This window comes from Pelagibius marinus (assembly GCF_014925385.1).
GTDB lineage: Bacteria > Pseudomonadota > Alphaproteobacteria > Kiloniellales > Kiloniellaceae > Pelagibius > Pelagibius marinus.
On record NZ_JACSDK010000014.1, the window covers coordinates 181,647 to 205,851 of the forward strand.

25 protein-coding genes are annotated in these 24,205 nt (G+C 67.8%); 17 read left to right on the top strand and 8 right to left on the bottom strand.

Features of this window, described 5'->3' with window-relative positions; genetic code table 11:
* Window positions 1–354 precede the first annotated feature (354 nt).
* From H7X47_RS16840 to H7X47_RS16860, 5 genes are all read left to right on the top strand, one after another.
* Window positions 355–3,705, top strand: a complete 3,351-nt coding sequence (locus tag H7X47_RS16840) for an ATP-binding protein (protein WP_193369879.1) — start codon at window positions 355–357, stop codon at window positions 3,703–3,705.
* Between the two features lie 6 nt (window positions 3,706–3,711).
* On the top strand, window positions 3,712–4,986 hold the full coding sequence (locus tag H7X47_RS16845) for a YcaO-like family protein (RefSeq protein WP_193369880.1): 1,275 nt from the start codon (window positions 3,712–3,714) through the stop codon (window positions 4,984–4,986).
* A complete protein-coding gene (locus tag H7X47_RS16850; protein ID WP_193369881.1) occupies window positions 4,983–6,335 on the top strand; it encodes a TfuA-like protein in 1,353 nt (450 codons plus the stop codon). The genes H7X47_RS16845 and H7X47_RS16850 overlap by 4 nt, the downstream gene beginning before the upstream one ends.
* Window positions 6,336–6,362: 27 nt before the next feature.
* On the top strand, window positions 6,363–7,790 hold the full coding sequence (locus H7X47_RS16855) for a gluzincin family metallopeptidase (protein ID WP_193369882.1): 1,428 nt from the start codon (window positions 6,363–6,365) through the stop codon (window positions 7,788–7,790).
* 214 nt (window positions 7,791–8,004) lie between these two features.
* Window positions 8,005–8,538: a hypothetical protein gene (locus H7X47_RS16860; protein ID WP_193369883.1), complete on the top strand. Its 534-nt coding sequence runs from the start codon at window positions 8,005–8,007 to the stop codon at window positions 8,536–8,538.
* 107 nt (window positions 8,539–8,645) lie between these two features.
* Here H7X47_RS16860 and H7X47_RS16865 read toward each other — a convergent pair whose 3' ends face one another.
* Both H7X47_RS16865 and H7X47_RS16870 read right to left on the bottom strand, forming a co-directional pair.
* Window positions 8,646–9,530, bottom strand: a complete 885-nt coding sequence (locus H7X47_RS16865) for a TIGR01459 family HAD-type hydrolase (protein WP_193369884.1) — start codon at window positions 9,528–9,530, stop codon at window positions 8,646–8,648.
* The gene (locus tag H7X47_RS16870; RefSeq protein WP_193369885.1) at window positions 9,527–10,729 is read right to left on the bottom strand and encodes an acetate/propionate family kinase; all 1,203 of its coding nucleotides are present in this window, start codon (window positions 10,727–10,729) and stop codon (window positions 9,527–9,529) included. Before H7X47_RS16870 ends, H7X47_RS16865 begins: the two co-directional genes overlap by 4 nt.
* Window positions 10,730–10,860: 131 nt before the next feature.
* On the opposite strand from H7X47_RS16870, the gene H7X47_RS16875 reads away from it, so the two are divergent.
* The 5 genes from H7X47_RS16875 (at window position 10,861) to H7X47_RS16895 (ending at window position 14,149) form a co-directional block, all read left to right on the top strand.
* Window positions 10,861–11,217 carry an ArsR/SmtB family transcription factor gene (locus tag H7X47_RS16875; protein WP_193369886.1) on the top strand — a complete coding sequence of 119 codons (357 nt, stop codon included), beginning with the start codon at window positions 10,861–10,863 and terminating at the stop codon, window positions 11,215–11,217.
* Window positions 11,214–11,738 (top strand): arsenate reductase ArsC, encoded by a 525-nt coding sequence (locus H7X47_RS16880; protein ID WP_193369887.1) that lies wholly within the window; start codon window positions 11,214–11,216, stop codon window positions 11,736–11,738. Before H7X47_RS16875 ends, H7X47_RS16880 begins: the two co-directional genes overlap by 4 nt.
* Window positions 11,739–11,742: 4 nt before the next feature.
* Window positions 11,743–12,441, top strand: coding sequence for an MIP/aquaporin family protein (locus H7X47_RS16885; protein WP_193369888.1), 699 nt, complete (start codon window positions 11,743–11,745; stop codon window positions 12,439–12,441).
* Window positions 12,442–12,503: 62 nt separating this feature from the next.
* On the top strand, window positions 12,504–13,610 hold the full coding sequence (gene mtnA, locus H7X47_RS16890; protein WP_193369889.1) for an S-methyl-5-thioribose-1-phosphate isomerase: 1,107 nt from the start codon (window positions 12,504–12,506) through the stop codon (window positions 13,608–13,610).
* Window positions 13,607–14,149 (top strand): hypothetical protein, encoded by a 543-nt coding sequence (locus tag H7X47_RS16895; RefSeq protein WP_193369890.1) that lies wholly within the window; start codon window positions 13,607–13,609, stop codon window positions 14,147–14,149. The genes mtnA and H7X47_RS16895 overlap by 4 nt, the downstream gene beginning before the upstream one ends.
* 149 nt (window positions 14,150–14,298) lie before the next feature.
* Here H7X47_RS16895 and H7X47_RS16900 read toward each other — a convergent pair whose 3' ends face one another.
* Entirely contained in the window at window positions 14,299–15,117 is an 819-nt protein-coding gene (locus H7X47_RS16900; RefSeq protein ID WP_193369891.1) for a DUF2189 domain-containing protein, read from the bottom strand.
* A gap of 176 nt (window positions 15,118–15,293) precedes the next feature.
* Between H7X47_RS16900 and H7X47_RS16905 the strand changes: the two genes are divergently transcribed.
* On the top strand, window positions 15,294–15,917 hold the full coding sequence (locus tag H7X47_RS16905) for a LysE family translocator (protein WP_193369892.1): 624 nt from the start codon (window positions 15,294–15,296) through the stop codon (window positions 15,915–15,917).
* A gap of 187 nt (window positions 15,918–16,104) precedes the next feature.
* On the opposite strand, the gene H7X47_RS16910 is transcribed toward H7X47_RS16905, so the two are convergent.
* Together H7X47_RS16910 and H7X47_RS16915 are read right to left on the bottom strand one after the other, a co-directional pair.
* Complete coding sequence (locus H7X47_RS16910; protein ID WP_193369893.1) at window positions 16,105–16,953, bottom strand: phytanoyl-CoA dioxygenase family protein; 849 nt, start codon at window positions 16,951–16,953, stop codon at window positions 16,105–16,107.
* A complete protein-coding gene (locus H7X47_RS16915) occupies window positions 16,931–17,305 on the bottom strand; it encodes a hypothetical protein (RefSeq protein WP_193369894.1) in 375 nt (124 codons plus the stop codon). The genes H7X47_RS16910 and H7X47_RS16915 overlap by 23 nt, the downstream gene beginning before the upstream one ends.
* On the opposite strand from H7X47_RS16915, the gene H7X47_RS16920 reads away from it, so the two are divergent.
* The 4 genes from H7X47_RS16920 to H7X47_RS16935 all read left to right on the top strand — a co-directional run bounded on the left by H7X47_RS16920 (window position 17,297) and on the right by H7X47_RS16935 (window position 20,974).
* On the top strand, window positions 17,297–18,229 hold the full coding sequence (locus H7X47_RS16920) for a hypothetical protein (RefSeq protein ID WP_193369895.1): 933 nt from the start codon (window positions 17,297–17,299) through the stop codon (window positions 18,227–18,229). The two genes, H7X47_RS16915 and H7X47_RS16920, sit on opposite strands and share 9 nt — an antisense overlap.
* Window positions 18,230–18,380: 151 nt before the next feature.
* Window positions 18,381–19,373 (top strand): hypothetical protein, encoded by a 993-nt coding sequence (locus tag H7X47_RS16925; protein WP_193369896.1) that lies wholly within the window; start codon window positions 18,381–18,383, stop codon window positions 19,371–19,373.
* 167 nt (window positions 19,374–19,540) lie between these two features.
* Window positions 19,541–19,978 (top strand): globin domain-containing protein, encoded by a 438-nt coding sequence (locus tag H7X47_RS16930; protein ID WP_193369897.1) that lies wholly within the window; start codon window positions 19,541–19,543, stop codon window positions 19,976–19,978.
* A gap of 87 nt (window positions 19,979–20,065) precedes the next feature.
* Window positions 20,066–20,974, top strand: coding sequence for a ribokinase (locus tag H7X47_RS16935; protein ID WP_193369898.1), 909 nt, complete (start codon window positions 20,066–20,068; stop codon window positions 20,972–20,974).
* Here the strand turns inward: H7X47_RS16935 and H7X47_RS16940 are convergent.
* The gene (locus H7X47_RS16940) at window positions 20,962–21,837 is read right to left on the bottom strand and encodes a LysR substrate-binding domain-containing protein (RefSeq protein WP_193369899.1); all 876 of its coding nucleotides are present in this window, start codon (window positions 21,835–21,837) and stop codon (window positions 20,962–20,964) included. The two genes, H7X47_RS16935 and H7X47_RS16940, sit on opposite strands and share 13 nt — an antisense overlap.
* A gap of 210 nt (window positions 21,838–22,047) precedes the next feature.
* Between H7X47_RS16940 and H7X47_RS16945 the strand changes: the two genes are divergently transcribed.
* Together H7X47_RS16945 and H7X47_RS16950 are read left to right on the top strand one after the other, a co-directional pair.
* Window positions 22,048–22,482: a globin family protein gene (locus tag H7X47_RS16945; RefSeq protein ID WP_193369900.1), complete on the top strand. Its 435-nt coding sequence runs from the start codon at window positions 22,048–22,050 to the stop codon at window positions 22,480–22,482.
* A 19-nt stretch (window positions 22,483–22,501) separates the two neighbouring features.
* The gene (locus H7X47_RS16950) at window positions 22,502–22,789 is read left to right on the top strand and encodes a DUF1330 domain-containing protein (protein WP_193369901.1); all 288 of its coding nucleotides are present in this window, start codon (window positions 22,502–22,504) and stop codon (window positions 22,787–22,789) included.
* On the opposite strand, the gene H7X47_RS16955 is transcribed toward H7X47_RS16950, so the two are convergent.
* Complete coding sequence (locus H7X47_RS16955; RefSeq protein ID WP_193369902.1) at window positions 22,786–23,517, bottom strand: DUF2161 family putative PD-(D/E)XK-type phosphodiesterase; 732 nt, start codon at window positions 23,515–23,517, stop codon at window positions 22,786–22,788. The genes H7X47_RS16950 and H7X47_RS16955 overlap by 4 nt on opposite strands.
* Window positions 23,518–23,593: 76 nt before the next feature.
* Window positions 23,594–24,154 carry a rhodanese family protein gene (locus H7X47_RS16960; protein WP_193369903.1) on the bottom strand — a complete coding sequence of 187 codons (561 nt, stop codon included), beginning with the start codon at window positions 24,152–24,154 and terminating at the stop codon, window positions 23,594–23,596.
* Between the last annotated feature and the right edge of the window lie 51 nt (window positions 24,155–24,205).

Genomic DNA, 24,205 nt, shown 5'->3' on the forward strand with positions numbered 1-24,205 from the left:
GGCCGCAGCCGGATCGTATAAGTTACTGGAAGCAAATGATTCCCGCTTGGCGCGTAAGTTCCGTTGCGGGCTCCCGAAGTTGGGCTGCATCGCTTTGTATTCTCTCTAGAATGTGACAGAAAACACGTCGACGGGTTTTCCTGGGGAGTAGTATAGATGCTCGAAGGGGGACGCAGGTTTGGGATGCATTCACGTCAGCATTTCCGCCGAGGAGAGAGCCTGCCGGCCGAGCCGGCGGCGGCGGAATTGCCGTGCCACACGACGGACACAGCTTCTAATCGCGCCGCGGTTTAATCTGCGCGCTGCGGAATGCTGGTCGCGCGGGCGATCCGGGGGCGAGAGAGGGACGCGGCGATGGCCATTCGGCGCTGGTTGACGGCGATCGGCCTGGGCGGATTTGCCGAGGTCTTCGAGGAAAACGACGTCGACCTCGAACTCATTCCGGAGCTGACCGAAGAGGACCTGCGCCAGCTCGGCCTGACGCTGGGCCAGCGCAAGCGGTTGCTGCGCGCCGCCCAGTCGCTGGCCACCGCCGGTCATACGCCCGCCGTGGCCGTAGCGCCGCCGGCCGGCGGCGAGCGGGTCCCCGCGGAACGCCGCCACCTGACCGTGATGTTCTGCGACATCGTCGGCTCCACCGTGCTCTCGGAGCGCCTGGAGGCCGAGGACCTGCTGGACGTGGTGCGACGCTACCAGAATTTCTGCGCCTCCATCATCGGCACTCACGAGGGCTACATCGCCCGCTTCGTCGGCGACGGCATCCTGGCCTACTTCGGTTATCCCATGGCCCACGAAGACGCGCCGGTCCACGCGCTGCATGCCGCCCTGGGCATCACCGAGGGCATCGGCCAGCTGGAGCTGCCGGCGGATACACAGCTGGCGGTGCGCATCGGCATCGCCTCCGGCGTGGTCATCGTCGGTGACCTGATCGGCGCCGGCGCCGCGGTGGAGCAGCCGGCCATCGGCGTCGCCCCCAATCTCGCCGCCCGGGTCCAGGGCATGGCCGGGCCGAACGAGATCGTGGTGGCCGATGTCACCTATCGCCTGACCCAGGACGATTTCGACTTCGAGGATCTCGGCCGGCGGGAGTTCCACGGCATCTCCGAGCCGGTGCGCATCTGGCGCCTGCTGGGCGAGCACCAGGGTGACAGCGAGGCCGTGACCTTCGGGCGCTGGGCCCAGACCTCCTTTGCCGACCGCAGCGACCAGCTCGACTTGGCGCGCCGCCAGTGGCGCCAGGTGAAGGGCGGCGCCGGCCGCGTGGTGATGGTCACCGGCGAGCCCGGCATCGGCAAGTCGCGCTTCGTCCACCAGTTCCTGCGCGAGGTGAACGACGAAGCCATGGTGCAGACTTATCAGGGCACGCCCTACAACCAGGACAGCCCGCTGCACCCGCTGATCCAGCGCTACCGGCTGCTCGCCAACATCGACCACGGCGACAGTCCGGCGACCATCCGGCACAAGCTCGACAAGGTGGTGATGGGCGAGGGGCCGGAGCGCGAGGCGCGCCTCGACATCTTCGCCGACATGCTTTCGCCGGTCTCCATCGACCAGCCGCAGTCACAGGTCGCCGCCAAGCAGAACCGCGAGCGCACGCTGCAGGCCATCGTCGACAACCTCGTCTCGCGCAGCCGCGAATACCCCATCGTCGTTGTGGTCGATGATTTCCAATGGCTCGACCCCACCTCGATCGAGCTGCTGGACCGGGTGGTCCATGCCATCCCGAGCGAGCGGATCTACGTCATCGTGACGTCGCGCGAAGCTTTCTACACGCCCTGGGAGGCGCTGCCGCACGTGACACGGCTGGAGCTTGGCCGCCTGCCGGTGAAGGACGCCCAGGCGCTGATCGCCAGCCTGGCCCAGGGAACCTCGCTCACCAAGGCCGTGGTCAGCGAGATCGTCGAAAAGACCGACGGCATCCCGCTCTTCGTCGAGGAGCTGACCAAGAGCGTCGTGGAACTGGATTTCGAGCAATCCGCCAAGGGCCGCAAGCCGCGGCGCCACGCCGGTTCGGCCATCCCGATCTCGCTGCAGGACTCCCTTATGGAGCGCCTCGACCGGGTCGGCCAGGCGAAGATGGTGGCGCGGGTCGGCTCCGTGCTCGGCCGCTCCTTCACGCGGGACATGATCTCCCAGGTCGGTGATTTCGATGCTGCCTACCTGGAGGCGGCCCTGGCCACCCTTTCCGATGCCGGCCTGATCTATCGCGAGATCGATCAGCGCGGCAAGGAGACCTTCGTCTTCAAGCATGGCCTGGTGCAGGAAGCGGCCTATGATTCGCTGCTGCGCGAGGAACGCCAGCGGCTGCATTCCTCGACGGCGCAGGCGCTGAAGGACCTGGTCCCGGAGATCGAATCTGATCGTCCGGATCTGCTGGCCAATCACCTCTCCGCCGGCGGCAGCCACGAAGAGGCAGCGAAGCTGTGGCTGCAGGCCGGGCGCATCAGCTTGGCGCGCTCGGCCATTGTCGAGGCGGTGCATCACCTGCGCCGCGGCCTGGAGGCGCTGGACCAGCTGCGCGAGACACCGGAGATCCAGGCCCTGCGCCTGCAGCTGCTGATCCGCCTGGGACCGGCGCTCATCTCCCTGCACGGTCCGGGCTCCAGCGAGGTGGAGGAGATCTACGCCAAGGGCTACGAGCTGTGCCGCAGCCTGCCGGAGTCCGAGGATCATTTCCCGGTCTACTGGGGCTGGTGGCGCCTGTCGCGCGACTTCAACGAGATGAACATGCGCTCCGACGAGCTGCTGACCCGCGCCGGCGCGCGCAAGGACGAGGCGCTGCTGCTGCAGGCGCATCACTGCCAGTGGGCTTCGCACTTCAACCGCGGCGACTTCCAGGGCTGCCTGGAGCATATCGACTGCGGCCTGGATCTTTATGAAAAGGGCGACTACCGCACTCATGCGACGCTCTACGGCAACCACGACGCCAAGGTCTGCGGCCACGGCGAGCGTTCGCTGGTCTACTGGCTGCTGGGCCGGCCGGAGGAGGCCATGGAGTCCGAGCGCCAGGCGCAGGCCTGGATGGAGGCCCTGGGCCACGGCGGCAGCTGGATGCACCACAAGGACATCACCATCATGCACCGCCTCTACCGCCGCGACGCGTCGGAGGTGCTGCGCATCGCCGAGGAGATGATTGCCTTCGCCGAGGACCAGGGCTTCACCGATCACCGCGCCAAGGCACTGGTTTTCGCCGGCTGGGCGCACGCGCGCCTGGGCAATCCCTCCAAAGGGCTGACGGAAATACGCGAGGGCCTGGAGCGCCAGAAGCTGATCGGCACTCGCGAGGACTTCCCCGTCTACTACGACATGTTCGCCGAGGTGCTGGCGCTGAACGGGCGCATCGACGAGGCGCTGGAGGAGACGACCGCGGCCCAGGCCGAGTTCGAGGCCATGGGCCTGCGCATCTGGCTGCCGGAGCTGCGCCGCCGCGTCGGCTACCTGCTCCAGCTGCGCATGCCCCACGATCCGGAACCCGCGGTGTCCGCCTACCGCGGCGCGCTGGACCTGGCGAGCGACCAGGGTGCGCGCACCCTCGCGCTGCGCGCGGCCACCAGCCTGGCGGGCCTGCTGCGCAGCCAGGGCCGCATCGACGACGCCTGCGATACCCTGGAGCCGCGCCTGCAGGGGCTGGAGGGCATGGCGGGGACGCCCGACTACGCCGCCGCCGCGGCCATGCTGGCCACCGCGCGGCGCCGGGAAGGGTGAGCGGCCATGGACGCCTCGGCCCCGCAGCGCCGCGCCGGCGCGAAAGCTGAGACGCGCGGCGATACCGCCAAGGTCTACCGCGGCGGCACGCACCGCTGCCGCAGCCCGGAAGAGACGCTGGAAGCTTTCCTGCCGCTGGCCGAACGCATGGGCATCACGCGGCTGGCCAACGTCACCGGCCTGGACAGCATCGGCATCCCCGTCTACATGGCCTGCCGCCCGCTGTCGCGCTCCATCGCGGTCTCCCAGGGCAAGGGACTGACGCCGCAGGAGGCGAAGGTTTCGGCCTTCATGGAGGCGGCGGAGACCTGGCACGGCGAGACCATCACCGCGCCCTTGAAGATGGTCTCCTACAACGAGTTGAGCCGCGACCATCGGGTGATCGACGTCGAAGGGCTGCCGCGGTCGCGTCTCGGCGACTTCGATCCGGCGCAGCAGATCCTCTGGATCGAGGGCACGCCGCTGGCCGGCGGCGCGCCGCTCTGGGTGCCGCTGGAGCTGGTCTCCACCAACTACACCCTGCCGCAGCCCCAGGGCAGCTTCGCCTTTCCCGCCAATACCAACGGCCTGGCCTCCGGCAACACCTTTGCCGAGGCGGCGCTGCACGCGCTCTGCGAGCTGATCGAGCGCGACGCCCTCAGCCTCTGGCGCCTGGGCGGCGACAGCGCCCGCGCGGCGGCGAAGCTGGACCCGGAGAGCATCGGCTCGGTGCGCTGCCGCACCCTGCTGGCGCACTATGCCCGCGCCGGCCTGGATGTCGGTCTTTGGGACGTGACCTCGGACCTGGGGGTGCCGGTCTTCTGCTGCGCGGTGGCTGAGCGCAGCGACACCGCCGTAGAGGCGGAGCTGGGCGCCGGCTGCCATCCCGACCGCGAGGTGGCGCTGCTGCGCGCCCTGACCGAGGCGGCGCAGTCGCGCACCACCCGCATCGCCGGCTCGCGCGACGACTACGTGCCGGAGTCATACGACAGCGCGGCCAAGCTGGCGCGCAACCGCACGGCCCGCCTGTGGCTGTCCGACCCGCCGCGCCGCCGCTTCAACGACGCCCCCAACCTCAGCGGCGAGACCATCGCCGGCGACCTGGAAAGGGTGTTGGGGCGCCTGGCCGCCGACGGCGTTACCCAGGTGGTGGCGGTCGACCTCACCAAGCCGGAGGTCGGCCTGCCGGTGGCCCGCGTCGTGGCGTCCGGCCTGGAAGGCGCCTACCAGGGCGCCGGCAGCGACTACCGCCCCGGCCCGCGCGCCCTTGCCCGCGGCCTGGGGGAGGGAGACTGGTCATGACGGCGGTCTTCCTGGGCCCCAGCCTGCCGCGTGCCGAGGCGGAGAAGATCCTGGCGGCGGACTACCACCCGCCGGTGCGCCAGGGCGACATCTACCGCCTGGTGCAGCAGCGCCGGCCGCGGGCCATTGCCGTGATCGACGGCTATTTCCAGGAGGTGCCCTCGGTCTGGCACAAGGAGATTCTCTGGGCGCTTGACCAGGGCATTCCCGTCTACGGCGCCGCCAGCATGGGCGCGCTGCGCGCTGCCGAGCTGCAGCGCCACGGCATGATCGGCATCGGCAAGATCTACGAGGCCTACCGGGTCGGGACCTATACGCCTTACGAGAGCGAGCTCTTCGAGGACGACGACGAGGTGGCGGTGATCCACGGGCCGGCGGAGCTGTCCTATCCGGCCCTGTCGGACGCCATGGTCGATCTTCGCGAGACCCTGGCCGCGGCGGCGCGTGACGGTCTCATCGACGAAAAGCTGCGCGACGGCCTCGTCGCCGCCTTCAAGCGCCGCTTCTATCGCGAGCGTAGCTTCGCGGCCCTGCCCGAACTGCTGGCTGAAATGGAGGTGGACACGGCAACCGCCGAGGCGCTCACGGCCTGGCTGCCGCAGGGGCGCATTTCGCAGAAGCGCGCCGATGCCCGCGCGCTGCTGGAAGCCTTGGCGGAAAGCGAACCGGAGCCGCCGGCCGAGCACGAGCCCTTCATTTTCGAGCGCACCACCCTCTGGGCGCAGTTCGTCGAGCAGGCCGACGACGCGGCCGCGCCGGTGGGCGCGGAGGAGGGGTTGGTTCTGGAGGAACTCTACCTCGAGCCGGATCTCTATACGGCTCTGCGCCGCCTGGCCGTGCTGCGCCTGCAGCTCCTGGCGCCGGAGGCGCCGCCGCCGGGCGACGACGCGGCGCGGCGTGCGGCGCTGGACCAGTTGCGGCGGCGCCACGGGCTGCTGTCGCGCGCCGCGCTGGAGGCCTGGGCCGAGGACTGCGACCTGGACCGGGAAGGGCTCGATCGTCTGCTTGCTTACGAGGCGGCGGTGGAAAGCCGGGCGCGGAGCGCCGGCGCAGCCCTGGCGGCGGCGCTGCTCGACGTGCTGCGCAGCGAGGGCCACTACCCGGCGCTGGCCGCGCGCGCCCGCGACAAGCAGGAGCGACTCGAAAGGCTGGGCAAGGGGCGCACTGCCCCCTCTGCGCTCTCGTCCGAGGCGCTGGTAGACTGGTACTTTGAGAGCCGTCTGGGCCGCGCCGCGCCGTCGGACGTCGCGCAGGGCGCCCGCGAAATGGGATTTGCCGACGTCGACAGCCTGCGCAACGCCCTGGCGCGCGAGCAGGCCTATCTGGCGCTGGCGGAGGAGTCGCGTTAGAAGAACGCGTCGAGTGGGGGACAAGGCATGACCATGCTGTGGGACAGGCTGGACGGGATCGGCGGCGTTGCCGCCGGCACGCGCTTCCGGCTGTTCGCGCAGATGCCGGAGCTGGAAGGTTTCTCGGAGCCGGAGACGGTGCGGGTTTCGCCGCGTCCCGGCTCGATCGCCGCCGGACCCTTCGACGGCGCCATGCGCGTGGTCGACGCCGTCGACAAGACCGAGCCCTACGCGTTTCCCTATATGCCGCCCTATCAGGGCCCGGCCTATCGGCCCGCCCGCCCCGGCGCCGACGGCCATTTCGACCAGATCCCCGTCGGCAGCCGCCAGTTCCTCGCGGCGCATATGTACGGCTCGGTACGCTTCACGCTCGACATCTGGGAGAATTACTTCGGCAAGACGGTCGCCTGGTACGACCCCAGCGACGGCTTCATCGTCGAACTGGTGCCGGAGGTCGACTGGGACAACGCGCACGCGGGCATCGGCTTCATCGAAACCGGCGGCCGGGTGAACAGCGCCGGCGACTATCATCCCTTCGCCCTGAATTTCGATGTCATCGCTCATGAGGTGGGGCACACGCTGCTGTTTTCGGAGATGGGCATTCCCGGCTTCGACGCCCTGACGCCCCAGTTCCTCGCCTTCCACGAGTCGATGTCGGACATGGTGGCGCTGGTCTCCTCCCTGCACTTCGAGTCCATGCTGGACGAGCTGATCGATCAGACCGGCGGCAACCTCTATGTGCTGAACTGGCTGAACCGGGTCGGCGAACTTTCGAGCAGCGAGCAGATCCGCGTCGCCTCGAACGAGACCCACATGGAGGACCTCGCCTCGCTCCGCCTTTCGCCCGGCGGAGAGTGGATCGATCCCAGCGGCCAGGAGCGCAACGCGCACCATCTGGCCCAGCCGCTGACCGGCGCCGTCTTCGACAACCTGATCGAGATCTATCAGGACGGCCTGGTGCGCCGCGGCCTCATCCCGCCGGATATGGACCCCCGCGGCTGGGACCGGGAAAGCGTGGCGAGCAGCCTCAACGACTTCCAGCGCGTGCACCAGGGCGCCGTCGCGATGAACCGCGGCGCCTTCATCGACGCGCTGATCGAGGCGCGCGACATCACCGGCTTCGCCCTGGCGGTGACCTGGCAGCGCCTGTCGCCGGCACATATGACCTACGCGGACTTCGCCGAAACCTTCCTGGATGTCATGGCCGAGATCGGCCAGGCGGGCAACCTGCGGGCCTTCGGGGAGAACTTCCTCGAGCGCGGCATTGCCTTGCAGGGGGCGCCGCTGAGGCAGCCGCCGCCGCCGCGCGGCGCGCCCTACCTGGTGCGCTGGAAGTGGCTGCGCCGGCGCGGCGACTCGTCGGCGGCCGCGCGCTCGGACGCCCTGCTCGACGATCCGGAGGCCTACGCGCGCGTGTACGGCATGTTCAATCACAGTTTCCGTGTGCAATTGTGAGGTAGATGTCCAGTTAGGACGAGGTAGTTCACTTGTTAGTTGATGCGGTGGTGTTATCATCCGCCGCGCCCAAGCGACGTTGCAACTGGGACGAAGCCCGGCGACTTCCAGACGCCGGCGCTTCGATGCATAGGAGGGGAAGATGGTTAGAGGTGCGAAGCAATCTCGGGGAGGACCTTCGATCTTTGATGAAAATCTACTGTCGAGTTCGCAAGTGAGACTCTTCGGGCGAAAGTTCAGCGGGCTGAAGCTCGACGAAGCGGTGCTTTCGGGCCTGAGTGCCGGTACGGATTCGCCGAACAAGAACCCGTTGACCGACAAGCTGGATCCCAAAAAGAAGCCGATGCTGGCGCGCATCTACGGCTTCACCTACGAGGGCAGCTACTACAAGCTCGATGCACCCTATATCTTCCTCGTCCACGGGGAGGGTACGTCGATCGAAGAGCCCACCAGCGTTGCCGACGTGGGCGTCGAGATGATGGACGAGCAGTTCCTCAAAGGCGTCCGCATGTGGCACTACGACAAGGTCGACTTTTCGATCCGTATCGAGATCACGAGCGGCTGGCTCGAGGAGATCCTGCTGGATGCGGCCATCGGTGCCGCCAGCAACATGACCGGCGGACAGTTCACCACCCGCGCCGACATGGCCGGGCGGGCCGACATGTCCTCGCGCGCCGACCTCTCGGCGCGGGCCGATCTCTCCGCGCGCGCCGACCTGGCGATGCGCAGCCGCTTTAAGAGCCGCTAGGCCTCAGCCGCCAGGTCGCTCTGGCCGGTTTTCGCGACAAGCGTGTTCCCGAAAGGGCGCGGCTGCTCCGGCGGCTGCGCCTTTTTCTTGCGGCCCGCTGCCTACGGCTACCAGGCGAGGCGGCGCAGCAGGTAGTCGGCCTGGGCGTGGTAGCGCCGCTCCAGGGCGGCGAGGCGGCTATCGAACGCCTGGGTCTGTCCCGGGTCGCCCAGTTCTTCCTGGTGGATGCCTTCGATCACCAGGGCCGAGGCGATGCCGACACCCTGGGCGCCGGCGATGTCGTGTGACAGGGAATCGCCCACCGCCAGCACGCGGCTGGGCGGCACCGGCGAGAGGTTCTGCAGCACGTGGCGATAGATCAGCGGGTGCGGCTTGCCGATGTAGACCACCTTGCCGCCGGCGGCCTCGTAGTCGGCGGCCACCGCGCCAGGGGCATGGATCAGGCCCTTGGGGCTGACCCCCTTCACATCGGGGTTGGCGCAGACCAGCGTCAGGCCGCGCCGCCGCGCCGCCGCCAGCACGTCGTCGAAGGCGCCGCGCGGCGGCGGCTCCTGGCCGAAGCTCGCCACCATGACGAAGTCGGCCTCCTCGACCGAGGCCGCTTCGGCGACGTTCAGGCCCGCCAGGATGGCGCGCTCCGAGGCGCCGACCAGCGGCAGGCAGCGCAGGGCGCCGCCGCCGCTGTTCTCCGCGCGCAGCTCCGCCGGCGCCGAGTTCAGGTAAGCGCGGGTCACCTCGCCGGAGGTGACGAAGTCCTCGTAAAGCGCACTCGGAATGCCGAGGCCGGCCAGGCGTTCGCGGTTGGCCTCGCGCCGGGTGCCGGAGTTGGAGAGGATGACAACCCGCTTGCCGGCCTCCTTCAGCGCTTCCAGGCAGTCGAGCACGCCCGGATAGACATTGGTGCCGTCGTGCAGGACGCCGAACTGGTCCAGCAGGTAGGCGTCGTAGCGCGCGGCCAGGGCCGCAAGGCCGTCGAGGAGCCGGGCGGTCATGCGCGCGCGGTTTCCGCCGGGGCGCCGGCCAGCAGGCCGCGGCTGTGCCGGGCGATCATGGATTCTTCGTCGGTCGGCACGATCCACAGGCCGAGGCGGCTGGCGGCGGCGGCGATGCGTGCCTCGCCCGCCGCGTTGGCCGCCGGGTCGAGTTCCGCGCCCAGCCAGGCAAGGCGCGCGCAGATGGCCGCGCGGATCGGCGCCGAGCGCTCACCGATGCCGGCGGTGAAGACCACGGCGTCGAGGCCGCCCAGCAGGGCCGCCAGGCCGGCGATCTGCTGGGCCACGCGGTCGCAGAACATCTCCACCGCCTGCCTGGCTTCCGGCCTGTCGCTGGCCAGCAGGTCACGCATGTCGGCGCTGAGCCCGGAAAGGCCGAGCAGGCCCGACTCCTTGTAGAGCAGCTTTTCCAGGCCGTCGGCGTCCAGGCCCTTTTCGCGCAGCAGGTAGATCAGCACGCCGGGGTCGATGGAACCGCAGCGGGTGCCCATGATGAGGCCGTCCAGGGTGGAGAATCCCATGGTGCAGGCCCGGCTCTCGCCGTCTTTCAGGGCGCAGAGGCTGGCGCCGTTGCCCAGGTGGGCGACGATGGTGCGGCCGGCCGCGGCCCCGGCGTCATAGTCCGGCAAGACGCCGGCAACAAACTCGTAGGACAGGCCGTGGAAGCCGTAGCGGCGCAGGCCCGCCTCGGCCAGGTCGAGCGGCAGGCCGTAGAGCTGGTCGCGCGCGGGGATCGAGCGGTGGAAGGCGGTATCGAAGCAGGCGACCTGGGGGATGGCCGGCGCGCGTTCACTGAGCGTGCGGATGGCGGCCAGGTTGTGCGGCTGGTGCAGCGGCGCCAGCGGGACCAGCGCCTCCAGGGCCGAGAGCACCGCCGCATCGACCACCACCGGGGCGGCGAAGTCGGTGCCGCCGTGGACCACGCGGTGTCCGGCCGCGACGACTGTCGTCTCCGGCGTTTCGCGGGCCAGCCAGTCCAGCAGGAAGCCGTAGAAGTGTTCGTGATCCAGCCCGGCGCCGTCGGGCCAGTCGTCCTTGAAAGCCTTGCCTGCGAACTCGGCCTTGAATTGCGGTTGGACGCCGATGCCTTCGATGATGCCGCCGCCCAGGGGCCTGCCGTCATCCGCGGCCGGATAGAGCGAGAACTTGATGCTCGAAGAGCCGGCGTTGACGACCAGAATCACATCGCTTTGCGGCATCGGTACTCCATTCCCCTCACGGCGGGCCTGCTTTCCCCTGCCGCCTTCTTTGTCGGCCCTCCTCATAAAGCTTCCGGAAGGGGCTTGCCATATTTTGATATTTCAACGATTATCAAAATATGGAAGAAACCATGCAAGAAGACCGGGCCACACAGGCCCTGGCCGCCCTGTCCCAGCCGACCCGCCTGGCGGTTTTCCGCCTGCTGGTGCGTGAAGGCCCGGCCGGGCTGCCGGCGGGCGAGGTGGCCCGCAAGCTCGGCGTGCAGCCGGCCACCCTGTCGTTTCACCTGGCCCAGCTGGAACGCGCCGGGCTGCTGGTGTCGAAGCGCCAGAGCCGGCAGATCCTCTATGCCGCGGACTTCGCGGCCATGCGCGGCCTGGTCGGCTTCCTGCTGGACGACTGCTGCCACGGGCGCCCGGAAATCTGTGACGGCCTGACCGCTGGTGCCGGGAAGAACAAGGCGAGACGCGCGGAGGAAACGGCATGATCTCAACGAGTGAGACCGGCAAGGTCTACAACATCCTCTTCCTCTGCACCGGCAACTCGGCGCGCTCCGTTCTGGCGGAGGCCATCGTCGACCGCCTGGGCCAGGGGCGCTTCAAGGGCTACAGCGCCGGCAGCCATCCCACGGGCCGGGTCAATCCCTATGCCCTGGACCTGCTGAAGAGCCTCGACCACCCGACGGGCGAGCTGCGCAGCAAGTCCTGGGACGTCTTCGCCGCGCCCGGAGCGCCGCAGATGGATTTCGTCATCACGGTCTGCGACAACGCCGCCGGCGAGGTCTGCCCGGTCTGGCCGGGCCAGCCGGTGACGGCGCACTGGCCGTTCCGCGATCCCGCCGCCGCCGGGGGCACGGAAGCCGAGAAACGCCAGGTCTTCGCCGACGTCTATGGCCAGATCCACAGGCGCGTCGACATCTTCGTGAACCTGCCGATCGACGCCCTGGACCGTCTGAGCCTGCAAAAGCGTCTGCGCGAGATGGGCACCTCGCCAGCAGAGACTGCCTGAGGCCATGCAGGCCGACCTCCCCCGCCGCCTCGCCGCCGAGGCCCTGGGCACCGCCTTCCTGCTGGCGGTGGTGGTCGGCTCCGGGATCATGGGCGAGAGCCTGGCCGGCGGGAACACCGCCATCGCCCTGCTCGGCAACACCCTCGCCACCGGCGCCATCCTGGCGGTGCTGATCCTGATTTTCGGGCCGCTTTCCGGCGCGCACTTCAATCCGGCGGTGACCCTGGCCTTCACCCTGCGCGGCGAGATGGAGAAGCGCACGGCGCTGGCCTACGTCGCCGTGCAGCTTCTCGGCGGCCTGGCCGGGGTGCTGATCGCCCACGCCATGTTCGCCGAGCCGCTCATCCAGGCCTCCCTCAAGGTCCGCACGGGCCCGGCCCAGTGGCTGGCCGAGTTCGTCGCCACCTTCGGCCTGCTGGCGGCCATCTTCGGCTGCCTGCGCTTCCGCGCAGCGGCGGTGCCCTATGCCGTGGGGCTCTACATCACCGCCGGCTACTGGTTCACCGCCTCGACCTCCTTCGCCAACCCGGCCGTGACCATCGCGCGCAGCTTCACCGACACCTTCTCCGGCATCCGGCCCCTGGACGCGCCGGCCTTCATCGTCGTCCAACTGGTCGGCGCCATCACGGCGACCCTGGTTTTCGGCTGGCTGCTGGCGCCCCAGGCCCTGCCCGCCGAGGCCGTGGAGCAGGCCGCCGAGTGACAGCTTGATATCAGGCCTTTAGGATGGCGCCTCATGAGCAGACGTGAGGCAATGGAAGTCCTATGAAGGTCGACGGCAAGCCCTACAGAACCATCTGGCTGAACGACGACGGCTGGTCGGTGGAGATCATCGACCAGACCCGCATGCCGCACCGCTTCGAGACCGTGACCCTGAAAACGGTGGAAGAGGCGGCCCACGCCATCAAGGCCATGCTGGTGCGCGGCGCGCCGCTGATCGGCGCGACGGCGGCCTATGGGATCTGTCTTGCGCTGCGCGAGGATGCGAGCGACGAGAGCTTCGAGCGCGCCTACGAGCTGCTCTACGCCACCCGCCCCACGGCGGTGAATCTGCGCTGGGCGTTGGACGAGATGCGCGCCACCCTGGCCAACCTGCCGCGCGAGGATCGCCTGGCGGCGGCCTACAAGCGCGCGGCGGCGATCTGCGACGAGGACGTGGAGATCTGCCAGTCCATCGGCCGCCACGGCCTGAAGGTGATCCGCGAGATCGCCGAGAAAAAGCCGGCGGGCGCGCCGGTCAACATCCTGACCCACTGCAACGCCGGCTGGCTGGCGACGGTGGACTGGGGCACGGCCACGGCGCCCATGTACATGGCCTTCGAGGAAGGCATCCCCATCCACGTCTGGGCCGACGAGACGCGCCCGCGCAACCAGGGCGCCTCGCTGACCGCCTGGGAGCTGAAGGGCCACGGCGTGCCCCACACGGTGATCGCCGACAACGTCGGCGGCCACCTGATGCAGCACGGCCAAGTCGACCTCTGCATCGTCGGCACCGACCGCACCACGGCCTCCGGCGACGTCTGCAACAAGATCGGCACCTATCTGAAGGCCCTGGCCGCCCAGGCCAACGGCGTGCCCTTCTACGTGGCCCTGCCGTCGCCGACCATCGACTGGACGGTAAACGACGGCGTGAAGGAGATCCCGATCGAGGAGCGCAGCGGCGAGGAGGTCTCGCAGATGACCGGCCGCACGACCTCCGGCGCCATCGAGACGGTAACCATCACCCCCGAGGGCAGCCCCGTCGCCAACTACGCCTTCGACGTCACCCCGGCGCGCTACGTCACCGGCCTCATCACCGAACGCGGCATCGCGGAGGCCTCGCCGGAAGGCCTGGCGAAGCTGTTTCCGGAGCGGGCGGGGAGGAGGCAATGACTCTCTGTTTATCCCGCTTCGTTGTACTGACAGTGCTTGCGGTGGTGATTGCGGGAATCTCTTCGACCCCGGCACGGGCCTGCCTTTGGATGGGCGGCTGGCTCGTTCCGGATAAGCCGTTCTACGCAGCCTACCTCGAAGAGGGGGAGGTCATCTTTCGCGGGCGTCCGATAGGAGTCCGTTCCCCTAAACCCAGCACACGGTCCCATACCGAAAGCCGCATAGAGGAAGACTTTAAGAACGGCTCCGAGGTCACCTTTGAAGTCTTGGCGACCTATCGCGGCGTGGAGAAAGAAATCCGGACCGCTTACCAGATTGGTTCCAGCTTTATTGGTACCAGCTTTAGAAAGTCAGTTGACCTCGAGACCTTCAAGAAAGAGGTTGGGGATGACCTTCTGGTCGTGCTGAGCGAGCCCGATCATCGCTCAAAGCAGTACACGGACTGGCCGATGATTGCCCTCGGGGAATGCGGAGAACTCCTGATGCGCCGCTTTTCCGCAATGGAGCCGGTGCTGCGCGAACGAGGCCTGATCGACTGAGTTTGTGGCCCATCCTTCGAGACGGGCCTGCCGGCCCTCCTCAGGATGAGGTGGAGTTAAAGAACAAAGACCTCATCCTGAGGAGCGCTGCGCAGCAGTGCGTCTCGAAGGATGGGCAAGCGCTCCAATGGCCATGATCCTGATCCGATCTAGCTCCCCTCTGGCGCCACCAGCTTGCGGTAGAGGTGCCAGGTGGTGTGGCCCAGGATCGGCAGGGCGATGAACAGCCCGAGGAAGAAGGGCGCGATGGCGATCATCAGCAGCACCATGATGATGAAGGCCCAGCCGATCATCGGCTTGGGGTTGGTGAAGACGGCGCGCACCGAGGTGATCATGGCGGTGACGAAGTCGACCTCGCGGTCCAGCAGCAGCGGGAAGGAGACGACGGTCAGCGAGAAGAGCACCAGGGAGTTGAAGGCGCCGACCAGGTGTCCGATGCCGAGGAAGATCAGGCCTTCCGGCGTGTCGACCACGACCTGGAGGAAGCCCTCGAAGGTGGTGGGCGCGTGCAGGCCGATGAAGAGGGCGATGAGCACGCGCACCTGATACATCCACATGACCAGGATGAAGAGGGTGACGAAGGCCATCCAGCCGGTCTCGCGCCGGCGCTGGGCGAAGATGACGCCCAGGACCGGCCCCCATTGCAGCGGCTCACCCTTCTCGCGGCGCCGGCTGACCTCGTAGAGGCCGACGGCGATGAAGGGGCCGATGAGCGCGAAGCCGACGGCCAGGGGATAGGAGACGTAGCTCATCTGCAGGGCCGAGGCGGTCAGCACGATGAGCATGCCGCCGACGGCGTAGATGCCGCCGAAGAACAGCCCGTAGAGCGGCGCCGCGCGGAAGTCGCGCAGGCCCAGGTCCAGGGCATCGACGATGTCGCTGGTGGCGATGGTCAGCACCCGTGGGGCGGGTTTGGGTAAGTCCTCACCGCTGGTCGCAGGGGGAGTGGGGGTCTCCTCGCTCGGCATGAGGCTGTCCTCCTGTTCCAGGGCCCCTTTTGCGGCGGCTCTGCGGCCCGGGGCTTTGGTTTACCGGGTATTATGGCGAATTCCGCGCCGCCGCCAAAGCCCCTACCTCAAGCGGGGAGAAGCTGCTAGAACCGGCCCCGCGACCACCCCTTCGGACCCGGATCATGATGCTGTCGATGTCTCTCGAAACCCTGCTGGCCTTCACGCTGGCCATGTTCCTGCTCGCCGCCTCGCCGGGGCCGGGCTTTCTCATGGTGGTGGCCCGCGCGCTGACCGGCGGCTTTGCCGCGGGGCTGGCGGCCATCGCCGGGCTGGTGCTGGGCGACATCGTCTTTCTGCTGCTGGCTATCCTGGGCCTCAGCGCCCTGGCCGCCGTCATGGGCGAGTTCTTCCTGGCGGTGAAGATCCTCGGCGCGGTCTACCTCGTCTGGCTGGGCGTGAAGACCTGGCGCAGCCGCCCCAGCCTGCCCGAGATGGAAACCCCAGAGGCGCCGAAGGCGGAGGTTCCGCACCACCGCAGCGCCGCGATCGGCTTCTTCGTCACCCTGGGCAACCCCAAGGCGATCCTCTTCTACGGCGCGCTGCTGCCGACCTTCGTCGACGTGGCGGCCTTGACCGCCCCCGACGTGGTGGCACTCTCCGCCGTGGTGATCCTGGTGCTTTTTTCGGTGTTGAGCGTCTACGCCTTCCTCGCCGCCCGCGCCGGGCGCATGCTGAAAAGCCCGCGCGCGCTCACCTGGCTGAACCGGGTCACCGGCGGCCTGCTCATCGGCGCCGGCGTCGCGGTGGCGACGCGGTAGCATGTCTCATCTGGCGCTTGCAGGGAGTCTGTAGGCCCACCCCCCTCCTAACCTCCCCCCATCAAGGGGGGAGGGATGTTGAGGCTCGGCTTCAACAAATGTTCCCCTCCCCCTTGGATGGGGGAGGGTTAGGGTGGGGGTGACACCCCATCGAGCGGATGCCATTGGCCCAAAGAGGCGCTTCACCTCATTCCACGAACATCGGGCCGGGGTTTGTGTAGAGCTCCTCGTAGTGGACCAGGTTCTGCTCGCCTTCCAGCGGGCAGGGCGCGCCGTCGCGGAAGGCCCACTCGCCGCGTTCGCAGTTCGCCGCCGTCACGTAGCCGTTGATGTAGAAGCGCCGGTCGATGCTTGAGGTGTTGGGGCCGGAGCCGTGCAGGGTGTGCACGTGCCACAGCGCCACGTCGCCGGGGTCCAGCTCCAGGGTGACGACGCTGTCCGGATCGACGCCGAGGCGCGCCAGATCGGCCTTGTCGAGCGCCTCGTGCATGGAGGGGCGTTCCGGGTCGAAGGGCAGTTCGCCCAGCCGGTGGCTGCCGGGCACGATGACCACGGCGCCGTTTTCCGCGCGCTGCGGATCGACGGCGATGCCTGTCTGCACATAGGACTTGGCGAGGTCGCGGAAGGCCTCGCGCGGGCGGCGCGAGCGCGAGTCCTGGTGGAAGCCGAACTCGGCTTTGGCGCCCGGCGGCTTCCAGTGCAGCTGGTTGATGATCTGCTTGATGTCGCGGCCGATGAGCGGCTCCAGGATCTCGAAAAGGCGCGGATCGCGGCGCACCAGCTCCAAATCCGGCTCCAGCCAGGCGGTCCACTGGGCGTAGCGCAGCACGGTCCCCGTTCCCGGTTCCTCGTCCAGGCAGAAGTAGACGTTACGGTCGCGCCAGCTCCGCCCGCCGGCCAGGGCCCGGTCGCGGATGCGGTCGAAGGCGGCGGTCATGGCGGCGACCTCCTCTGGCGCGAAAACGCCCCGCACCACGGCATAGCCCCGGTCGCGGAACCGGACCAGGTGATCGTCACTCCTTGGAGAACTGGTCATGAAGGCCGCTGTCCTGCCGCTGGCTATCCTTTTGCTCCCTGACTACCACGAATTTCCCGCCAAGGCTCCATTGCCCTGACTTTCCTGCCTTTTCACGGCCCCAACTGCGGGTCCGGCAAAGCTGCAATTTCCTCTTGCGGTTTTGCGGCTTCTGGCTGAGCGGCTTTGTGGCTATGTCCACTGCGGCTTTTGGGCCCGACGTGACGCGGAACCCGTTTTCGCCCGCTTTTGCTCGAGAAAATGAGTTGAACCGCTGTCCGGCCCGTATCGACCACTGCGAACCAATCAATTCTCCGGGGCCGCCGCAGATAGTGGCGCTGCGGCGAGACCACGAATAGATCTGATGGAGCAAACGATGTTCAAACCTATTAAAGCCTTGGCGCTGGTTGCGCTGGCGAGCTTTGCCGTCACCGGTTCGGCGCAGGCCAGAACGTGGGGCGGTGTGGACGATTTCGCGTTCGATATCGACAATTCCGCCTTCGGAGACCCCGTTACATTTGTGTTTGCGCCCAAGAACGGAAAGTACGAGTTCAAGGAGATTAAGGGCGGGCCGATCAAGATACGCCTCAAAGGCAAAGGCTACCGGCGCTCCTGGATCACCGAGTACGGCATTTACCTGGGCTACGGCGTCCAGGGGAAGGAAATCGCCACCAGCGGTACTCAGAAGGGTCATTGGGAGAGCTTCGACAAGAAGGTCTCGCTGAAACCGACCCGCAGTCTGTTGAAGAGCTATGAGGCCGAGGCTCTGAAGCAGTGCCAGCAGCACGGGAAGCTGGACGAAAAGGTTGTCAAAGCGGTGCCCATCCCCTTCACCGGGAAACTACGCGCCGAAGGCAAGAACCTCCTGAAGTCGGCTGCCAATCCGCCGAAGTGGGTGAAAAACAACTTCCATTACGCCAGGGCCGTCTGCCTGCCGGAACCCTTCATGGTGAAGGACGTCGATGTCAGCGTGAACTACAAGGGCGGGATGCAGTGCCCGAAGGAGGCCACGCTGAACGTCAAGTTCACCACCAACAAGCCGGGCAAGCACAAGATCGAGTTCATGCTGGTGCGCGGCGACGGCGCGAAGCAGTGGAACACGGTCTACACCTTTGGCTCCGGCGACCACAGCATTGCCGTCTTCCACAAGAACTACACCTTCAACAAGTCGACGAGCCGCAAGTACATGATCATCGTCAAGGGCTCGCCGATCTCCAGTGACTGGGAGCCGATGAAGGTGACCTGCGGCACCGGCGGCGGTTTCAAGGCCGCGCCGACGTCGAACAACAACTACTGACCGCCGGGTCGCCATAGAGAGAAACAGAAGCGCCGGCGCTTTCCAGGAGGAGGGCGCCGGCGTTGTCTTTTTGGCTCTGAAACGGGCCGGGCCGCGAGCGCCCGGTACCTGGGTCGTCTGCCTTGAACCTTCTTCCGGTTCACCACGACCAATGCGTGAAAGACAGTTCGCCGCCACTTGCCAGGCCGCAGCGCCGTGCTGCGGCTGCAACACTGATATCAAGGAGGTTTCGATGTTTAGGACCCTTAAGGTGGTGGCGCTGGCCGTGACGGCGACGCTGGTCCTCCCCGCTCTTGCGGAAGCCTATGGCACCGTGAAGGACTTCTCCTTCACGGTTCAACAATCCCACCTCGGAAATCCGGTTACTTTTGTGTTCGCGCCCCATCGGGGGAGGTACAAGTTCGAGGCGCTTCAGGGCGGGCCGATCAATATCCGGCTTCAGGGCAAAGGATACAGGCGCTCCTGGATCGAGGAGTACAAAATCTGGATGGGCCCGACCAACAACGATATGAGAATCGCGAGCAACGGCTTTCAGAAAGGTCATTGGGAGACGTTCGACAAGAAAGTCTCTCTCAACCCGACCCGAGACCTGCTGAAGGACTACGAGGCCAAGGCTCTGAGGTACTGCAAGAAGCACGGAAAGCCGGACGAGAAGGTTGTCGGAGAGCTGAAAATTCCTTTCACAGGCCAACTTATTGCCGACGGCCCGCACTATGGCTTTGTGAGAGATTTTCCTGACGCTTTCAGGGTAGTGGATTACAAGGCCAGGATCGTCTGCAAGCCGGAGCCCTTCGAGGTGAAGGAGGTCGACGTCAGCGTGAAGTACAAGGGCGGCCTCGCCTGCCCGAAGAAGGCCACTCTGAACGTCGAGTTCAGGACCAACAAGCCGGGCAAGCACAAGATCGAGTTCATGCTGGCGCTCGACGACGGCACCACGCAGTGGAACACGGCCTACACCTACGGCTCGGGTAAGAACAGCATTGCCAAGTGGCACAGGAACTACACCTTCAACAACTCGGTGAGCCGCAAGTACATGATCATCGTCAAGGGCTCGCCGATCTCCAGCGACTGGGTGCCCATGAAGGTGACCTGCGGCCGCGCCCCCGGCGGGCTGACAACCGGCCCGAAGCCCAGCATCGACTAAGCGCGGGCCCGGTCAGCGGCCCCTTGCGGCGCCGGCGTCTCCGAAAGGGGCGCCGGCGTTCTCTTTTCTTTCGGGTGAACCTTTTGCGGCCGGCGGGCGACCCAGGAACGTGGCCGGCCGCGGGGCGGCTGTGCCGTGCACTCTTTCTTTGCCAAGGACTTGAAACCATGACCCCTGAGAAAAAGCTGCTGATCCGCCGCACCTGGGAACAGGCAGCCACCGCCGGCGACGCCGTCGCGGTGCTGTTCTATGAGCGGCTTTTCGAGATCGACCCGTCCCTCGAGTTCCTCTTTGCGCAGAGCGACATGGCGGCCCAGCGCGCCAAGCTGCTGCGGGCCCTGGCCCTGGCAGTGGCCAGTCTGGATCGCCTGGAGGCCCTGGAGCCGACCCTGGCGGAACTCGGCCGCCGCCACGTGGGTTACGGCGTGCGCCGGCACCACTACAAGGTGGTCGGGGCGGCGCTGCTGTGGACCCTGCGTCGCGCCCTGGGCGAGGCCTGGACCCGCGAGGTGGAGGACGCCTGGAGCGAGGTCTACGCCCTGGTCTCCGGCATCATGATCGCCGCCGCCGAGGAGGCGCAGCCGCCGCGCATGGCCGCCCTCTGACGCGTCGTCGGCGGCGGCGCGGCGGCTTGAACGGCTGACGGCGGGCGGATACTGTCAGCGCCTTCGTCAAGCTGCGCGGGCCCGCCCATGATCACCGTCTTCGGATCGCTGAACGCCGATCTCGTCTGCCAGGTCGAGCAGTTGCCCGGCCCGGGAGAAACCGTGACCGGGCCGGGCTATACCGTGGTGCCGGGGGGCAAGGGCGCCAACCAGGCCCTGGCCGCCGCGCGCGCCGGGGCGGCGGTGCGCATGGTGGGCTCGGTCGGCCGCGACGCCTTCGCCGAGGCCGCCCTGCAGAGCCTGCGCAAGGGCGGCGTCGACCTCACCGCCATCGCCGAGAGCAACGGGCGCACTGCCTGCGCCTTCATCGGCGTCGATCCCGCCGGTGAAAACCTGATCATCGTCGCCAGCGGCGCCAACCTGGAAACCCGGGCCGAGCAGCTGCGCCAGGCCGGCCTGGCGGCGGGCGACATGCTGCTGCTGCAGATGGAGGTGCCGCCTGCGGAGAACTGGCAGGCGGTGGCTTTCGCCAAGCAGGCGGGCGCGCGGGTGGTGCTGAACCTGGCGCCCGCCGGGGCGGTGCCGCCGGAGGTGCTGCGCCAGGTCGACTTCCTCATCGTCAACGAGACCGAGGCCGCGCAGCTTGCGGCCCAGCTGGGCCTGGACGAGCGAGACCCGCAGCAGGTCGGTGCGCGCCTGGCCGCCGACTTCGTCGAGCACTGCATCGTCACCCTGGGGAGCGCGGGCGTTGCTTCCCACGGCGCGGCGGGGGCACACCGCCTGCCGGCGCTGCGGGTGGAGGTTGTCGACACCACGGCGGCGGGGGACGCCTTCGTCGGCGGCTTCGCCGCGGCGCTGGAGGCGGGCCGGGCGATGGAAGACTGCCTGGCCCAGGGGGTCGTCGCCGGCGGCCTCGCCTGCCGTCACCTCGGCGCCCAGTCCAGCCTGCCGGCGCAGCACGAGATCGTGGCGGAACTCGTGAACTACCGCGCCTGACTCTTCTTCGAGGCGCCCTGCAGGACTTTCGCCAGGGCCGCGACAGTGGGCGAGCCGGCACCCTTGCGCCAGAACAGCTGCGTGCGCGCCCGGTTGAGGCCGCGCGGCAGGGGATGCACCGCGAGGCGCCGGCTCTCCGGAAGGGTGCTGAGGATACTTTTCGGCAGCAGGGCGATCCCCATGCCGACAAGGACGCAGCCCAGCATGGCGTGGTAGGAGCCGAGCTGGATCGTCTGCTGCGGTGTCTCGCCGCGCTGGGCATACCACTCCTCCAGCCGCTTGCGGTGCGGACAGCCGTGCTCGAAGGCGATCATGGTGCCCGGCGCCGGCCGGTCCGGCCTCAGGCTGGGCAGGCTTGCCGCCGAGACGATCGCCAACTCCTCCTCGAAGGCCGTCATCTGCTCGAAGTGCGCCTCGGCGATAGGCTCGGCGGCCAGGGCCGCGTCCAGCTCGCCGGCCAGAACGGCGCGCGAAAGCTGTTCCGGATTGCCGGTACGCAGCTCCACGTTCACTTCCGGATAGCGCTTCATGAAGGCGCTCAGCGGGCCGGGCAGGCGTACCGCCGCCGTGCTTTCCATGGCGCCGAGACGCAAGACGCCGCGAGGCCGGGAATCCTGAACCGCCTCGCGCGCCTCGGCGGCCAGGTCGATCAGGCGCTCGGCGTAGTCCAGCAGCTGCCGGCCGGCGGGCGAGAGATGCAGGCGCTTGCCTTCGCGGATGAAGAGTTCGACGCCCAGGTCTTCCTCGAGCTGGCGCACCCGCGTGGTGACGTTCGACTGCACGCGGTGCAGGCGCTCAGCGGCGCGGGTGATGCCGCCGGCTTCCACCACCGCCTTGAAGATCACGAGATCGCTCAGTTCCATCGTTCTCAATTTGAGAATTAAATCATCATTATTATTCATTTTACGGGATTTATCCGGGCGGGTAAAGAACGGGCCTCGCTGCGGCGGCGCGGGAGACGATGGGAAGCACCGCCGCGGATCGAAGAAAACTCCTTGCGGGGCAGGTGAAGACGGGCGGCGGTTGCCTCGGCGGCCGGCGCCTCCATGCAACCGAAATCGAGGACGATTGCAATGACTCCGCAACAAGAGACCCTGATCCGTGAAACCTGGCGGCAGGTGACGCCAATCGCCGAGGCGGCCGCCGAGATGTTCTACAACCGGCTGTTCGAAATCGCGCCTGCCGCAGGGGGGCTGTTCCATGCCACCGACATGGCCCGGCAGCGCCGCGCGCTGGTCGAGGCCCTGACCTTCGTCGTCGACGAACTGGGCAAACCGGAGGCCCTGCTGCCGGTCCTGCACGATCTCGGCCGCCGTCATGCCGCCTATGGCCTGCGCGACGCGCATTTCGAGGCCGTGGGCGCCGCCCTGCTGTGGACCCTGGCGCAGGGCCTGGGGCCGAACTGGAGCCCCAAGGCCGAAGCCGCCTGGAGCGAGGCCTACGGCCTGGTCGCCGATGCCATGCGCGAAGGGGCCCGCGAGTCCACTGCCGCGCCCCTGCCCAACTGATAACAGAAAGGAGTGCAGCATGCCTGCCTACTGGATCGCCCATATCACCGTCACCGATGAAGCCGGCTACGTCGAGTACCTGAAGCGCGCGACGCCGGCGGTGGAAAGCCACGGCGGACGCTTCCTCGCGCGCGGCGGCCGCCACGTCACCAAGGAGGGCCGCGACCATCCGCGCAACGTGGTGGTCGAGTTCCCCAGCCTGGAGGCGGCGGAGAGCTGCTATGACTCGCCCGAGTATCGCGAGGCGCTGGTCTTCGCCCGAGACGCCGCGGAGCGGCACCTCTCCATCGTCGAGGCCGCAGGCTAGGCGCGGCGGCGCCTAGCCGGAGTCATTCTGGCGGGCGCTTTGCCGTTCAACTCCGCAACGACGTCGGCGTAGAGCGTGAGGGCTTCGCGTCCCTTGGGCGAGAGCGCGTAGATGCCGCGCTCGACCCTCAGGAACCAGCCGTAGACATCGCGCCGCATCAAGGGGGCGGCCCCGGAGACGCCGGTGCCTGCCGCCACCGCGGCGGCCTTGGTCGGCCCCTGCGCGTCCAACAGGGCGGCGCAGCGCAGGGCGTCCTGGCGGTAGGCGGTGACGATGGGGCGGCGGGTCTGGCCGCCGGTGTTGGGATCGCCGACCCGCCGGGCGAACTCCTTCAGCAGCAGGGCCTGGCGTTTTCGGTTGGGCCGCGGCTGGTAGGGCAGGGGGTCGAGCAGCGGCTCCACCAGGTTCTTCTCCGGGTGGACCATCAGCAGGCCGAGGCCGAGGCGCCGGCAGAGCTTGAGGACGCTCTTGCGGTCGCGCCGCCAGGTCAGCGCCTTGGCCGGCGCGCCGAAGGCGAGGTAAACCTGCTCACTCATGGCCAGGCGGTCGACGCCCTGCAGCAGCAGGGCCAGGTTGAAAGCCTTCTTCAGCTCGACGATGACCGGCGGTTCCTCGCCGCGCCGGGCGACCAAGTCGCAGCCGCGCACCTCCGCCTTCACGGCGTAGCCCTGGCCCTCGAGGAAGGCCTTCACCGGTTCGTAGAGATCTTCTTCACGGGTCGCGGTCACGCCCGCGAGTCTAGCCGCCTTTGCGGAGTCGCGGCTAGGAGCCCCGTGCTGGGAACCCCGTGCTAGGAACCCCCTGCTAGGAACCCTGTGCCAGGGTGGTGGTGGCGGACGCCATCACCCGCCGGTTCCAGGGCATGACGGCCAGCAGGCTCGCCATGGCGCAGGTGCCGGAGACGCCCGCGAAGGTCAGGCCGGCGCCGACGAAGCCGGAAAGCGCGAAAAACCAGGGCGAGACGGTGAAGCCCAGGATCACGCCGATCAGCACCATCATGCCGGCGGTGATCTGCACCTGGCGCTGGATGGCGATCGGCGCCTTGCGGTTGATCACGGTCTGCAGGCCGGCCTTTTTCCAGCCGCTGAGGCCCTGCTCCAGCATGTAGACCTCGGCGAAGCCGGTGCCCAGGATGCGCGGGGCCGCCTCGGCCGTGCGCGCGCCGCTGGCGCAGTGGAAGATGGCGATCTTCTGGCGGTCCTGCGGGAAGTCGCTGGGACTGAAGCCCGACAGGGGGACGTGGTGCGCCCCGGGCACGTGCTCGCGCGCGAACTCGTCGCTTTCGCGGATATCCACCAGGATCGCCGCGCCGCTGTCGATCAGGGACTTGGCCTTCTGCGCGTCGATCTTATTAAGTGCGGACATTTTCTCGGTACTCCTTGTCGTCGGACTTTGTAGGGCTTTGTGGCCCGGTCG

Bases quoted from the DNA above. Each gene is read 5' to 3' on its own strand.
- H7X47_RS16840 (WP_193369879.1), top strand. From the start codon at position 355: ATGGCCATTCGGCGCTGGTTGACGGCGATCGGCCTGGGCGGATTTGCC.
- H7X47_RS16845 (WP_193369880.1), top strand. From the start codon at position 3,712: ATGGACGCCTCGGCCCCGCAGCGCCGCGCCGGCGCGAAAGCTGAGACG.
- H7X47_RS16850 (WP_193369881.1), top strand. From the start codon at position 4,983: ATGACGGCGGTCTTCCTGGGCCCCAGCCTGCCGCGTGCCGAGGCGGAG.
- H7X47_RS16855 (WP_193369882.1), top strand. From the start codon at position 6,363: ATGACCATGCTGTGGGACAGGCTGGACGGGATCGGCGGCGTTGCCGCC.
- H7X47_RS16865 (WP_193369884.1), bottom strand. From the start codon at position 9,530: ATGACCGCCCGGCTCCTCGACGGCCTTGCGGCCCTGGCCGCGCGCTAC.
- H7X47_RS16870 (WP_193369885.1), bottom strand. From the start codon at position 10,729: ATGCCGCAAAGCGATGTGATTCTGGTCGTCAACGCCGGCTCTTCGAGC.
- H7X47_RS16875 (WP_193369886.1), top strand. From the start codon at position 10,861: ATGCAAGAAGACCGGGCCACACAGGCCCTGGCCGCCCTGTCCCAGCCG.
- H7X47_RS16880 (WP_193369887.1), top strand. From the start codon at position 11,214: ATGATCTCAACGAGTGAGACCGGCAAGGTCTACAACATCCTCTTCCTC.
- H7X47_RS16885 (WP_193369888.1), top strand. From the start codon at position 11,743: ATGCAGGCCGACCTCCCCCGCCGCCTCGCCGCCGAGGCCCTGGGCACC.
- mtnA (WP_193369889.1), top strand. From the start codon at position 12,504: ATGAAGGTCGACGGCAAGCCCTACAGAACCATCTGGCTGAACGACGAC.
- H7X47_RS16895 (WP_193369890.1), top strand. From the start codon at position 13,607: ATGACTCTCTGTTTATCCCGCTTCGTTGTACTGACAGTGCTTGCGGTG.
- H7X47_RS16900 (WP_193369891.1), bottom strand. From the start codon at position 15,117: ATGCCGAGCGAGGAGACCCCCACTCCCCCTGCGACCAGCGGTGAGGAC.
- H7X47_RS16905 (WP_193369892.1), top strand. From the start codon at position 15,294: ATGTCTCTCGAAACCCTGCTGGCCTTCACGCTGGCCATGTTCCTGCTC.
- H7X47_RS16910 (WP_193369893.1), bottom strand. From the start codon at position 16,953: ATGACCAGTTCTCCAAGGAGTGACGATCACCTGGTCCGGTTCCGCGAC.
- H7X47_RS16920 (WP_193369895.1), top strand. From the start codon at position 17,297: ATGGAGCAAACGATGTTCAAACCTATTAAAGCCTTGGCGCTGGTTGCG.
- H7X47_RS16925 (WP_193369896.1), top strand. From the start codon at position 18,381: ATGCGTGAAAGACAGTTCGCCGCCACTTGCCAGGCCGCAGCGCCGTGC.
- H7X47_RS16930 (WP_193369897.1), top strand. From the start codon at position 19,541: ATGACCCCTGAGAAAAAGCTGCTGATCCGCCGCACCTGGGAACAGGCA.
- H7X47_RS16935 (WP_193369898.1), top strand. From the start codon at position 20,066: ATGATCACCGTCTTCGGATCGCTGAACGCCGATCTCGTCTGCCAGGTC.
- H7X47_RS16940 (WP_193369899.1), bottom strand. From the start codon at position 21,837: ATGGAACTGAGCGATCTCGTGATCTTCAAGGCGGTGGTGGAAGCCGGC.
- H7X47_RS16945 (WP_193369900.1), top strand. From the start codon at position 22,048: ATGACTCCGCAACAAGAGACCCTGATCCGTGAAACCTGGCGGCAGGTG.
- H7X47_RS16950 (WP_193369901.1), top strand. From the start codon at position 22,502: ATGCCTGCCTACTGGATCGCCCATATCACCGTCACCGATGAAGCCGGC.
- H7X47_RS16960 (WP_193369903.1), bottom strand. From the start codon at position 24,154: ATGTCCGCACTTAATAAGATCGACGCGCAGAAGGCCAAGTCCCTGATC.